The following is a 13,553-nucleotide window of genomic DNA, read 5'->3' on the forward strand; positions in this document are numbered from 1 at the left end:
CCCTCCTATCCGCAGGCCAATCAAGCGCCAGACGGCAAATCGATTCGCAGCATGCAGCCTTTGCCCGGCTCGAGCTCAATGTCCAGCTTGCCATGGAGCTGCTTGACGCGGTCTCTCATCATCTTCAGTCCGAAACCCGGTTCAATCGTTTTCGCGCCAACGCCGTTGTCCGCCAATCGAAACCGGTACTGCCCGGCCTCGAAGATAAGAGTAAAGCTGAATGCTTTCGCCCCGCCATGCCGCAGCCCGTTCGTCAACCCTTCCTGAAGCGCATGGTAAATCACCTTTTTGTGCAGAAAAGACAAATGTCCGATAGGAGCGATGCGCGTATGTACGACGACGCCCGCATGCAGCTCGGTCTCCCGAATCAAAGTATGCAGAGCTTCTTCAATATCGTAATATTTATCCTCCCTCAGCATATGAACGGAATTGCGTATCTCGTTCAAGCTGTGGCGCACCAAATCCTGCGCGCTGCCGAGACGGGATTCGGCGCTCTCCGCATCCCTGCTGATCAGCCGCTTGCCCGCCTCGATCTGCAGAATGGTCGATGTCAGCGTATGGCCGACAATATCGTGGATCTCCTGCGCGATACGCGTTCGCTCGGCATACACCGTCATCTCCGCGAGCGCCTCGGAGTTCGCCTCCATCGACTTCTCCAAGTCTCGCGTCCGCTCCTCGACCTGCTCCTCCAGGTGATTCGTCAGGAACTGAATGCTCTCATACAACTTCGCGTTGGTGATCGAAATGGCGCATTGCGAGCCCAGCAAAGCAAGTACGTCGCGACGGCTCTGAGTGAACACGCCGGCTGCCAAATTATTCTCCAGATACAGCATGCCGATCAACTGATTCTGAATCCGGATCGGCAGGCACATCACCGACTTCAGCCCGCCGTGCAAGACCTCGTCGTTTCTCCCGAAGCTGCTCTTGGCGGCATCGTGCAGAACGATCTCTTCCCCGGTCCGAATCGCATAGCTGATAATCGAAGCGGGTACGAGTCCCCGGGCATCTTCTAACGGTGTCCTTGCATGCTTTAGCTCCCGTGCCGTGCCGTAAACCTCCAGGCTCCATTGCTTATCTTCTTGTATGAGCAGCGCCCCATACTCCGCACCTGCATTGCGAAGCATCGTATCCATCAGCATGGAGAGCAGGTTCTCCATCCGCATCTCTCCCGATATGCTCTGAGCGGACTTCATGACCGCCAAGTAGTCGATGCTTTCGGTTTCCGCATGTCCTCTTCTTCCCTGTTGGAGCAAATGTCCATAGCGGCGCTCCAGCTCTGCTGATTTGGCTAGAGCCCCCCACTTTACGTAATATTCGTAAGCCTCATTCATATAAAATCTGGAGATCAACGGCTTGTTCCGCCGAATCCCATATTTGGCGTAACATTCGGCTATGATAGCGCAATCGTGAATATATCCTCCTTTGTGCGCTGCTTCCAGAGCTGACTCGTATGCTTTTTCCGCGTGTGAAAATTCACCCTTGAGCCGGGACAGCACCGCCTTGGCCAGCTCATACTTGTGCAAATGATGTCCGGGCACTTTTTTCGCCAAAGCCTTGAGAGCCGACAAGCTCCGTTTGATCCTGCCGATATAGTTTTCTTTTTCCGCATCGTTCGCGGCTTCGCAAAGTCCATCAAGCACCAGAACAACATAATAATGCTGACTGGATATATCAAAAAACTGATTGGAGTTCGACCGAATCATGCTCTCGCATTGATCCAGCGCCTGCAGCGCCTTCTGATAGTCGCCGAACAAGTAACCTGTAATATAAAAGTTTACGCACAAATTTTGGCTTCGGACAAAGTTGTCCCCGTCCGCCGCCACATCCAGGACCACATCCGTATGGAGCGGAACCGGCGGGAACGGGTCTTGTTCCGACTTTTTCCCCGTCAGCTTTACAAGCATATCTGCCAGAATAGCCGCATGTTGGATATGATTATCCGCTTCTGGCAGAAGAAAATATTCGGCATTGGCCATCAAACTGTCATAGATGGAGCCTAGAGGATAACTAAATTCAATCTGCAGCGCCCAATTAATCATCGACGTCCAGTTGAACAGGGCCAGATCGCCGGTCTGAATGACGGAATCTCTGACTTCATTCCCGAATTTCATCAGAAAGTCGGGCTCATGCTTGCGCCAACTCAGGAAACAAATGGAGAAGGTGCTGTATACATGGGCATAGATATCCGGTTGGTCCCTTGCAACATCGCAGGCAACCTTGCCCCAGCGATAAGCCGTATCATAACGGCGAAAGACGAAATCCAGCAGCAAAGCGTAGCTTGCGAAGCCATGCCCGGATTCGGGTACGAGACCGTGCGATGCCGTAAGCTCGATCATGCGGAAGATGGCGCAAGCCCATTCCCCTTTGTGCAGCACGAAACTGGACTGGCTCATGTAGACCAGAACGGACATGGCAAGCTTGACACGCTCGTCCTTCATGGGGGCGGACTTGCCAAGCGCCTCCACAGACCGGCCGCGAAGCCTCCAGCGCATGGACGACCAGCTCCGCAGAACCTCCGTTATGCCGGGTTTATCAGGGTAGCGCTGGCCCAGCAAGGCAAGCGCAAGCCTTCCTATTCGGAGTACCTCATCATAATTCTCACGGCTTTTCTCCATTTGAAGCATCAAGATGTACGCCTGGACGCGATCGGCATCGGTAGCTGCTCGTTTAAGCAAGTCCTCCGCCCGACAGGCGGCATCATCGTATCGCTTCAATAAAATATCGGCCTGTGTCAGCTCCTTGTTCACCTTAAATACAAGGGGGTAGCAGTTGTCCCATTCATCCTTCAGCAAACCCGTCGCCGTCTTCAAGAACGGCTCTGCTTCTCTGATGTTCATCCGTTCCTTGGCAGCCGTGCCTGCTTCGAGATTCAATTCCGCGAGAGCGACTCTCTTCGCCGCTGTATGCCTTGCGTCCGGACGATTCAAATGGACGAGGAGCTCGCTAAGCGGTACGCTGCCAGGCTTGCCGCGCATATCCGCCAGCCTCCAGCCGATCTCTTCATGCAGTTCCTCTCTTCTCTCGACGGGGATACTGAGGTAAGCCGACTGACGGATGGCCTCGTGCTCGAAAGCGAAGAGGTCGCCGTCAATCGAACGGACGAGAAGACGCATTGCCGGGGTGGCGAGTCCTTGCATACATTCTTCTTTTGAACAGCCGGCTATCTCCTCAAGATCGCGTATTCGGAACTGCCTGCCCAGAAAAGCAGCCGTGCCGAGCAAGACCTGTTCCCGCGGGGACATTTGCCCGATGAGCGCGGTGCGGAGAGCGGCAATCGCTTCGGGCAGCTCGATGGCCGCCACTCGCGCCAGATCGCATCGTTGCACCCGCTCTCGCTCATCATAGGCAACCATCCCCTCTTCCCTCATTTGCGTAAGAAGCTGATTCAGATGAAGCGAGATGCCGTCGGTTTTGCCCAGCAGCAAGCCGGTAATCTCTCCAATGTCCGCTATGTCGCCGGGCCACAGCTGATGGAGCAGCTTGCCGATTGACGGCTCATCGTATGACTGCAGCCGAATCGGAGGCAAAGCCTCTTCTCCGTCACCAATCGGCAGCTTTAGAAGATCATGAATGCGACTCGTTCCCGGCAGTTCCTCTTCACGATAAGCGCCTATGACCAAGACGGACCGATCCGAATGGTCTAATAACAGCTCCGCCAGCACGGAGGCGGATGCCGGGCCGCAGCGCTCAAGCCGATCCAGGAACAGCACCAGAGGTCGGTTCTGGTCCATAAATGGCTTTAACAGACCCCATATGAGATGGACAGCGTCTCCGGGCTTGGGGACATCCTCCCAAGCGCTCTCCACGGCGGCAGCGCTATCTAGCAGCATCGTCAGTCTCGGAGCTAATCGAGGCAGGCTGCTCTCCATCCCTGCCGCGGCCTCTGCAATCCGCGCCTTCCACACGTCAAGTTCTCCTTGCTCCAGCGAGAACAGATAAGCCGCCAGTTGATCCAGCACGTCCGTCCATAGCCCGAAGGGCCGTTCCAAGTCCGCTGTTTCTACCGAATCCGCCATGACGAACAAGCCGTTTGCCGGCAGCACGCGACGTATTGTGTCCGTCACTAGCATCGTCTTCCCTTGCCCCTCGCCACCGCATACCCATACGGCATACGTTCCGCCTTCCGTAATGACACGCCTAACGGCTTCCGCAAGTCTATCCCGCTCCGCTTGGCGTCCCAGCAATCGATCCTCGATGCCGGATCGGCCAGCCGTATCCCGCACTCCGAGTCGAAAGGTGTTCATGCGTCCACTTGTCCGCAGCTGCGTCAGGCATTCCTCCAGGTCGGCCTTCAGTCCAAGCGCGCTGTCATATCTGTGCTCGCGCGACTTGTCCATACACCTCGCCACAATGTCCGATAACATGCGCGGAATCGATGGATTCCGCTCGCAAGCCGGGACAGGAACGGTCGCCATGTGATGGTACACGTAGTCGATGGAGCTATTCACCTCAAAAGGATGTTGATTCGTCAACCATTCATACAACATAACGCCAAGGGAGTAGAAATCGGATCGGTAATCCGGCACGATGCCCATCCGCCCCGTCTGCTCCGGGGATAGATACGGCCAAGCACGGCGTGATCGGCGCATAGCCACATGTCCGGCTCCTGGCAGCTTCTCTACCGTACAGCCCCTTAAATCCCATACCTCCGCGCTTGAGCAATCCGATCGAATCAGTAAACGATCAGGCGTTAATTCATTGAACGAAATACGGCTGTCGTGCAAACGGCGTATGCATTCCGACAAGGCAATAGCCACGGCAAGCTTCTCCTGCAGCGGAAACGACGGTCCCGTTGTCCTCATCAATTGTTCAAGCGTCAGGCTGCCGTCGTCGCGGAACAGCATGACAGGACGTTCGCCAGTCTCCTCAAGTCGAAGTGGCTGCAGCGCCCCCTTGCCCTCCAGCTTGCGCAGCAGGGCGTACTCGGACCGAAAAGCATCGAACTGCTCTCTGCCCGCGTACACGTCATATGGAGTTTTTGCATAATAGCGGGTATCGTCCTCTTGCCCCACGACGCGAAAAAAACCTACTTTTTCGTCACCGCCTACAGACTCTGTAATTCGATATCCTTGTATAACAATCACGCTTACGCCACCCTGCTAGATTTGTAGGTGCTGATAGAATAACAATTTACACAATACCTATTATATAGATTTCAAAGAAAAAATGATGATTACTCGCGAATCGGGCAGAGAATTTCTCCGCATGACGGCGTACAGAACAGCTTTCCTATATTCTAAAGCTTTGCCGCCAATACCTTAAGTGAGTGTTGTCATCATTTTGACCGTTATACAATCCTTTATTTTACATATGTAACGTGACATATTCATGACACTGCTCACTACTGACCACAGACAGAATGAAGTAATTTGAATAATGACAATAACAAAATCCATGGAAACATCCGCCTTGCGCGGTTCATCCAGGATTAATAAGACACAGGGAGTGACAGTATTGGAAATATCGAGTTCAAAAAGCCCCGCCAGACACGGGAAATGGCAAATGGCCTGGTCCAAGCTGCTTGTAGCGGCTATGATGATCGGCCTGCTGCAGCCCTTCGCCGCTCCATCGAGAGTCGCGCACGCAGACGCGGGCGATGCCGCTTCCGGCAACCGTATCGCAATATCGATGGGTTCGAACAGCAATGGTCAGCTAGGAAGAAGAACGGTAAAGGACGAAGCTAATTTTTCTGATATTCAATCGCCAGACGGCATTAATGTTTTGTCCGAGCTTCATGTGAAGGCTATTGAGGCAGGAGAGAAATTTTCTTTGGCTCTCACGGAAGAAGGAGACGTATACTACTTTGGCAACAGGCCCGGCCAATTCTTGGATTCCGATCATATAACGGTGCCTTCAAAGCTTGACGGGCTTCCGCCGATCCAAAAAATATCCGCAAGCTATAAGCACGCCCTCTTACTGACCGAAGACGGTAGTGTATACGCCTTCGGCAACAATGTATGGGGGGAGCTGGGTCTCGGTCATGCCCATTCAGTCTCAACACCGACGCTTGTCCCCAACCTATCGGATATCGCCGAAATATCCGCAGGCTATAGCTTCTCGTTTGCCCTGACGAATACGGGACAAGTCTATGCGTTTGGCAATAACTACAATGGACAGCTGGGACTCGGCGGCAGCGGTGACTACCTCTACACGGCTCAGATTATTCCATATTTTTCAAACGTAAAGGCCATTTCGGCAGGTACGGATCATTCGCTTGCTTTGTTGGACAACGGCGAGGTGTACGCCTTCGGCAGAAATGGCGTGGGTCAGCTCGGTCTAGACAGCTTCACCGATTTCAATACGCCTCAGAAGGTTACCGCACCTGCTGGCGAGCCTTCCGGATGGGGAGTTGCTGTGGAAGCCGGCAACAATGCCTCGTTTGTCGTGGCATCTAGCGGCAAAGTTTATGCTTTCGGTATGGCTACCCCAACGGGGCATTTGGGGCTGTACAATCCGAGTCAGTCCTATACGCCATACAAAACTCCGACAGCCCTGACTTTAGAGAATGTATCGGCCGTATCCACCGGTAATGAACACACGCTGTTCCTGACAACCGATGGCAAAGTATACGGAACGGGCAGCTCAAGCTACTGGGGAACTTATCAGGGCGCTACCTTGAGAGAGCCTAAAGAAGTCTTGAGCGGCATCTCCGATATCACTCATATTTCGGCAGGCTATAAACACTCCTTGGTCATAGGAAAAATAGGGGGCAAACTGGGTCAGCAGACCGCTTCTTTTAATGTGTTCCGCCCTGAAAATGAAACCGATTTGGCCATCGACGTGAAACGGAACGGCAATGCGCTCGTTAGCGTCGAAGATGAAAACGGGCAGCTGACGGCCGGAGAGGATTACGAGATTGTCGACAATCAATTCTACCTCCTCAAATCCTATTTGACCGGTCTGGAAGTTGGCGAGTACGAGCTTACGTTCCGATTTAGTTCTGGAGCCCCGCAATCGCTGGAGCTGTCGATCTACAACAAGTCGTTAAGCTTCGTCCTGACGCCAGGTTTCGTGTTCGATCAGAACCCTTCGCTGCTTGCGGAGCAGAACACCGATATCGAGCTTGAGCTGAACGGCAACACGTTGTCCGGCATCAAGCTTGCTTATCTCATCGGCAACAGTCCGTCTAGCATAGACTTGCTTGCAGGGAGCGACTACACAATTGATGGTAATAACGTCACCATCTCCGACAGTTATCTGGCTTATTATTCCACCTGGAATAAAAGCAGCTTTTCGCTTGTTTTTACATTCAGCGACAACACGGTAATATCGATTCCGGCGCACATTTTTAGAAGCAATAACAGTACGCTGGCACAGAGCAACTATTACAATTTAATTGAAAGTATCCTTGTTGAACGCGATGGTCAGTTCCAAGGAAATACTGAAATCATCGTCAATTTATACGGAAATCAATTCCTGGGCATTCGCAACGGCATGACCACCCTATCCGAGGGAGTGGACTATTGGACGGCGTCCCCGGACAGCGGCAAACAACTAGTAACCATCTCGTCGGACTATCTATTGTCTCTGACGGGCGAACAAGCTGAATTGACATTTCAGATGGATAAGGGCGTTCCTCCCAAGCTGACGGTCCATTTGCTCGATTCCGTGTACGGAGAAGACGGGTTATACGCCTTTGGCGAAAATTATTACTTTCAGCTGGGACTTGGCGATGACGAGGATCGCCTGCTTCCAAGTTACATGGAGGTTCTTCGCGGCAAACCCATCCGCGAGGCGGATGGCGGCTATTTCTACTCCATGGCTGTAACGACAGAAGGCGACGTATACGCGTTCAGCGCTATTTTCCCAGAGCTCGGAGACGCAGAGGAACCGATCGTTGTCTTCAATAACCTGCCTGAGATCGCGTCCCTGTCAGCCGGACAAGAACATGCGCTGCTGCTGAGCGAATCCGGCGACGTCTACGGCTGGGGCCTCAACAATTACGGACAACTGGGCTCGGAGCCTTCTTCGGAACAGGAGTTCTACGTTCTGGGCCCCGTAAAAGTGGAAGGGCTCAGCGGCATCAAAGCGGTAGCTGCAGGCGGCGCTCATTCGCTTGCGCTGACGGAGGATGGCAAAGTATACGTTTTCGGCCGCAACCAATTCGGACAGCTTGGCTTTGAAGGCCCAGCCGCTCCTGGCGCGCCCGATTACCTGACGGAGCCGGTTATGCTCAAGGATATTCCGGAGATTGCGGCTATCGCTGCCGGCCCCGGACATTCGCTGCTGTTGACTGCAGACGGACGAGTTCTCTCGTTCGGCAGCGGACAAAATGGAGAACTAGGACTCGGCGATAGCGACAATGTGTTCGTACCGACCTTTGTAGATACAGACAACTATACGATCACTGCAATCGCGGCGGGAGGCGATTACGAATATTACGAAAACGCTGAGGAGGAATACTCCTATGCTTATGGACGCTCATTTCTGGCGACAAGCGACGGCAAGGTGCTTGCCTTCGGAAATGGCAGCAGTGATAGGCTTGGTTTGGGCGAGGATATTGACGATGACATCTACGAACCCACGTTGATTGAAACGGATATGCCTCCAATCAAGAAGATTATCGCAGGCGGTCAACATACGCTGCTGCTGGCCGAGAACGGAGATGTCTACGGCTTTGGCTTAAACTACGAAGGTCAGCTTGGTCTTAACGACACCGCGATCCGTTATATACCTACGAAGCTGGAGCGTCTAAGCGGCGCGAAAGGCGTAGCGGCGGGATTTATGCACTCTCTAGCCTGGTTCCGTACGGATAACAGCGAGCTTAATCCCGGCTCTGCAGCCTTCGACCGCAATGTAAACAAACAACAGCCGATCGAGATCACGTTGACGCTTAATTGCAATTCGCTTGAGGTCATCTCTCTCGGCGAGGTGGTCCTGGAAGAAGGTGCGGACTACCAGTTGCAAGGAAACAAAGTCGTGCTTGAGACGGCTTATCTAAGCAAGCTGGCTGTTGGCAGCCATTCGCTAACCTTCTCCTTCAGCGATGGAGAGCCTCAAATCTTGACGGTTGCCGTTACGGACAGCACACCAGCCGGTGGCGGCAATGGCGGCGGTGGAGGCGGCAATAATGGCGGAACCGGCAACGGGACCGGAGGCGGTCAGGGCAGTAACGAGCAAGGAAACGATGGTACCAATAGCAATGGAGAAGAAGATGGAGATGGAGACAACGACAACAGCGGTGAAGGCAGTCATGGCAGCGGTGGCGGACAGACCGTACCGACGAACAAGCCGAGCGATACGGCCGGCCATTGGGCGGAGTCGCTTATCGACCAGGCAATCGCCAAAGGACTTGTCAAGGGATATCCGGACGGAACCTACAAGCCCGACCGCGGCATGTCGCGCGCGGAATTCGCGGTTATGCTCGCGTCGGCCCTGAAGCTGGAGCCAGCTTCTTCCACGCACAGCTTCGCCGATAGCGCGGCAATCGGTTTGTGGGCAGTGGATGCCGTTAATCATGTGGTAGCTTCCGGTTTGATCGGCGGCTATCCTGACGGTTCCTTCAAGCCGGGCAAAGGGTTAACGAGAGCCGAGCTTGCCGTTATTATAGCTCGCGCCCTTCACTTGAAGGATGATCGCGAGGCGGCTTCCAAATTCACGGATGCAGACATCTTGCCTTCATGGGCCGTTGGCGCGATCGGCGCGCTGTCGGAGGAGGACATATTGCTAGGACGAAACGATGGCCGCTTCGATGCTAATGGCATTGCAACCAGAGCGGAAGCCGTTACAATATTGCTTCGCGTGATTAACATAATAAAATAAATATCCATGAGCAATAGAACAAGGCAGCCCAGGTCGCATTACACCCCGGACTGCCTTGTTTCATGCTTACCATCGAATTTTGAACAAAGTCGCCTTTAAGTTCGCAAGTTGCTTCACGGGCATCTCCCCATATTGGAGCTTCGTCAACAGGCGCTCCATATTGGAGTAACCCCTGGCAATGCCGTTCAGCCTGACCGCGACCCTCGTGTCCGTCCATGTTTTCTTGCCTTCAACCGCGGCGTTCGGTTTGTTATCCATCACTTTGCTCATCCCATTGTCCGATGCACGCTTCTCCATAAACGCTCCGCCCGCCATCATCCCATCCACCTCCTCAGCTCCGGCAACAGCCGCTTGGCATCCTCGTAGCCTTGCTCGTACAACGCCCCAAGCTTGGCCGGATCCCGCTCCATGCGGCCGACCGTCAACGTCTCGGATGGACGAATGACGAATGCGGCGCCGGAACGCTCTTGCTCGGCGATGTAGGCCAGTGTCTCATTATAGACATCATGCCTGCGCATCATCGTTTCCACCAGCCCGGGATACTTGCCGTACGCGCGGCGCGCCAGCCAGCCCATACGGTTCGGCGATTTGCGATATGACTCGTTGCGAGTCAATATAAGCACGTTGCGGCTATTGCCGTCCCCCTCGGACTTCCGAAGAGGAATGGGATCCGATAATCCTCCATCCAGCAGCTTCCTGCCGCCGAACTCCACGATTCTGGCGATAAAAGGAAGCGAGCTTGACGCTCGCAGCAACGGCAGCATATCGAAGCCGGGCTCGCCCTTTTCATAATAGACGCTCTCCCCCGTCTCGCAGTCCGTCGTTCCAATGACGTATCGCTCGGCGCTGTTCCAGAAGGCCTCATAATCAAAGGGCACCAGCCGGTTCGGAATCTCGTCGAAAATAAAGTCCATTCCAAACATCTCTCGCTTCTTCAGCAGATTGCCCCAAGAGATATAGCGCGGATCGCTGACGTAATCTACGTTGACCACGCGGTTGCGCCCAACCTGCCTGGACAAGTAGCTCGCGCCCATGCAGGCGCCCGCCGACACTCCGATATTATAAGGAAAGTACACATCATGCTCCATCAAACATTCCAGCACGCCAGCCGTATATACCGCCCGCATACCGCCGCCTTCCAGCACGAGTCCGATCGTTTTCGACAAAGGGTTACCTCCTCCGATGATGCCAATCTGACCCTAGTATACACCTGCGGAGGCGAAACGGCGAAATAAAGCCTCCGGTTCCATCTAACATTACTTCGATCAATTACGCCAGCATGACAACGATGACAAACTTCATGACAGGGCGTAACTATCTGCTTCCGGGAAATTGATCTACGATAGGGGAGTCACGGCATTGTGACGCATTATTCTTTCGATCGGGAGGAATTTAATCATGGAGTTAAAACAAGTCATCAAGGTACTTGCTATTGTGGCCATACTGGGGGGCATTGCGCGAATCGGCATGGCGCCAAGCGCCTATATTTGGGGATCCGACAGCATGCCAGAGCTGGTATGCGGTTTTATCGCTTGTATATTTATGGGGATCGGCATCATCGGCGTGTACCTGCACTCCTTGCCGCGGACGGGAATAACAGCGCTCCTTTCCGTTCTGTTGATCGCGATCGGCAGCATGCTGACCGTTGCCCTCGTCTGGTCGAACATGCTGGGCATTCAGACGGAGGATGACCCCATCATCGCGCCGGTGCTGAGCGCAAACTCCATCATGACTCTTCTGGGACAGATCGTCCTTGGCGTCATCCTGATTCGTGCGCGAATTTATCCGCTATGGGTGATGGTATTGTTCATGATCTACCCTGCCATCTACTTCATCCCCGCCATCTCCAATATGGGATCGGTCGCATGGGGGCTCTGCTACATCGTATTCGGTTGGTATATGCTGAACGATCGCAGAGCCAGGGCGTAAGACGCTCAGCCTCCGCTTTTTGTTCCCGTGCGCATCGCCAGCAACGACTTAAGCTCCCTACGATGAGCATAAGCCAGCAGCAGCGTGTTGACCATTCCGAACACGGCGAGATGAAGCTCGGCGAAGCCGCTCCAGAGGAGTATCAAAGCCGTCAGCAGCAGCATGCCAAACACGATCTGGGAGCCGTCCGACACGCTCGAAGACGGCTTCCCCCTGCGGAGCAGCTTGCCGCCGAGCAAAAGAATAGCCAATAGGATCGCATACGCAAGCGCGGCCGCAAACCCTGTAAGCGCGCTCCACACCCCAAACGTGACGGCAACGGCCTTGCCGCCTTTCCCCCGAAGAAACGGCGAGAACATATGGCCCAGCACGGCAGCTGCGGAAGGAAGCACTAAATAGTAGCCGTCCACGCCTCCTGCGTGAATGAGCAGCCATATCGGAAAAAAACCTTTGAAGAAGTCGAGCACAATGCCCCAAATACCAAAAACTGCGCCCGCTGATTTCCACAGGTTCGCGGCCCCGGGATTGCCGTCCCCGACTCTCTTTACGTTATGACCCGCCAGCAAGCCAAGCCAATAGGAGAACATCAATGACCCGCATAAAAAGCAAAGTATAGTCCAGCACACGTATGGAGGCACCATCATGACGGCCTCCTTCCCGTCCCATCTCTGGCCGCCTCGGTCTCCCCAGTACCCTTAGTCTCGCTGTTCCCGCCATCTCCTCTCCCCTTGCCACCTGCCCCATCCCCCCGCTTCCCGCCAACTTGCACCGCCCTGCCTTTCCAGGCGACTCGGCCAAAAAAGGCGACTTGAATGACGGAATAGAGCATAACGAACAGGAAGAACAGCGTGCTGATGCCGTGAATCGCCGGAAGCCATCGTCCGAACATCCCCGTGTAACGAACAAAATAATAAATTTGCGCCGTATACAGCACGTAAGCGATGCCCAGCGGAATCCCCCATTGCGTCCCCAAGAAAAATGGCGCGGACTCCGACACCGCCAAACCGATCAGCCATATGGCGACGAGCAGCGTCGTCCAAGGGCTCAGCTTGCTTGTGCTAAGCACGGCACCCTTGCTAAAACCTTCCAACTCGCTGCGTATGCCGCCGGGATACATGCGGAAGGAGACCAGACCATGACCGATATAGTTGTGAATGGCAATGCCGGCTTCCCTGAATCGGGCGCCTAGTCCCAGATCGTCGAGCAGCTCCCCTTTCACGCCTTCATGACCGCCCGCCCTCTCGTAGTCCTCCCTCGTCGCCACGATGCAAGCCCCGTATAAACCTTGAGCGGGATTGCGCCGTTCCATGGGCGAGGTGAAAGCGAACAGTCCCAGCAGATTGGGAATGAGCGAGAGCCGCTCGTAGAAACGTTCCGTCTGATGATAGGGCACGACGGATAATACGCCGCCCATCCTCTCTCTTGCCGCCAGCAAGGAGAACAGCGAATTCGGCGCAAGCCGGACATCGGCATCCAGGAAGATAAGAATGTCGCCTTTTGCAGCTTTGAAGCCGGTCGTCACCGCCCAATTCTTGCCCGTCCAGCCAGGAGGCAGCGGCGGGCTTGCAATGACGTTGACGCCGAAGCTCTCCGCGATGGCCCTCGTACGATCCTCGGAATAATCATCGACGACAATAAGGTCCAGCCCTTCCATGGACTGGACCTGAAGCGAACCGAGCAGGTACGGCAGATTGCTCTCCTCGTTCCTGGCCGGAATAATAACGGACGGCTGTCCGTTCATGCGGAACACGCCCCCGTTCTCCCGGGGAACCGTATTCCTGCGGAACAGCAGAAACCCCGCCGCGCAGGACGCGGCAAGGAGATAGACGAGAAAAATCCCTGCCATGCCTTCGCCTCCCTCA

At 54.4% G+C, this 13,553-nt stretch carries 7 protein-coding genes; 2 read left to right on the forward strand and 5 right to left on the reverse strand.

Annotated features, from left to right (window positions below; all coding sequences use genetic code 11):
- Positions 1-20: 20 nt before the first annotated feature.
- Positions 21-5,084, reverse strand: a complete 5,064-nt coding sequence (locus KJW29_RS22805; protein ID WP_214626328.1) for a histidine kinase — start codon at positions 5,082-5,084, stop codon at positions 21-23.
- Positions 5,085-5,454: 370 nt separating this feature from the next.
- Between KJW29_RS22805 and KJW29_RS22810 the strand changes: the two genes are divergently transcribed.
- Complete coding sequence (locus KJW29_RS22810; protein WP_214626329.1) at positions 5,455-9,762, forward strand: RCC1 domain-containing protein; 4,308 nt, start codon at positions 5,455-5,457, stop codon at positions 9,760-9,762.
- Between the two features lie 66 nt (positions 9,763-9,828).
- On the opposite strand, the gene KJW29_RS22815 is transcribed toward KJW29_RS22810, so the two are convergent.
- Positions 9,829-10,080: a hypothetical protein gene (locus KJW29_RS22815; RefSeq protein WP_214626330.1), complete on the reverse strand. Its 252-nt coding sequence runs from the start codon at positions 10,078-10,080 to the stop codon at positions 9,829-9,831.
- Entirely contained in the window at positions 10,077-10,928 is an 852-nt protein-coding gene (locus KJW29_RS22820) for a patatin-like phospholipase family protein (protein WP_214626331.1), read from the reverse strand. The genes KJW29_RS22815 and KJW29_RS22820 overlap by 4 nt, the downstream gene beginning before the upstream one ends.
- A 232-nt stretch (positions 10,929-11,160) precedes the next feature.
- Here KJW29_RS22820 and KJW29_RS22825 point away from each other — a divergent pair, with 232 nt between their 5' ends.
- Positions 11,161-11,691, forward strand: a complete 531-nt coding sequence (locus KJW29_RS22825) for a hypothetical protein (protein WP_214626332.1) — start codon at positions 11,161-11,163, stop codon at positions 11,689-11,691.
- A 5-nt stretch (positions 11,692-11,696) separates the two neighbouring features.
- On the opposite strand, the gene KJW29_RS22830 is transcribed toward KJW29_RS22825, so the two are convergent.
- Both KJW29_RS22830 and KJW29_RS22835 read right to left on the reverse strand, forming a co-directional pair.
- Positions 11,697-12,335 (reverse strand): glycerol-3-phosphate acyltransferase, encoded by a 639-nt coding sequence (locus tag KJW29_RS22830; protein WP_246608342.1) that lies wholly within the window; start codon positions 12,333-12,335, stop codon positions 11,697-11,699.
- A complete protein-coding gene (locus KJW29_RS22835; protein WP_214626333.1) occupies positions 12,332-13,537 on the reverse strand; it encodes a glycosyltransferase in 1,206 nt (401 codons plus the stop codon). The genes KJW29_RS22830 and KJW29_RS22835 overlap by 4 nt, the downstream gene beginning before the upstream one ends.
- Positions 13,538-13,553: the final 16 nt, after the last annotated feature.

Origin of the sequence: Paenibacillus agaridevorans (assembly GCF_018604145.1) — a bacterium.
GTDB classification, from domain to species: Bacteria; Bacillota; Bacilli; order Paenibacillales; family Paenibacillaceae; genus Pristimantibacillus; species Pristimantibacillus agaridevorans.

Coding starts and splice junctions, on each gene's coding strand:
- KJW29_RS22815 (WP_214626330.1), bottom strand. CDS start 10,080: ATGATGGCGGGCGGAGCGTTTATGGAGAAGCGTGCATCGGACAATGGG.
- KJW29_RS22835 (WP_214626333.1), bottom strand. CDS start 13,537: ATGGCAGGGATTTTTCTCGTCTATCTCCTTGCCGCGTCCTGCGCGGCG.
- KJW29_RS22825 (WP_214626332.1), top strand. CDS start 11,161: ATGGAGTTAAAACAAGTCATCAAGGTACTTGCTATTGTGGCCATACTG.
- KJW29_RS22830 (WP_246608342.1), bottom strand. CDS start 12,335: ATGATGGTGCCTCCATACGTGTGCTGGACTATACTTTGCTTTTTATGC.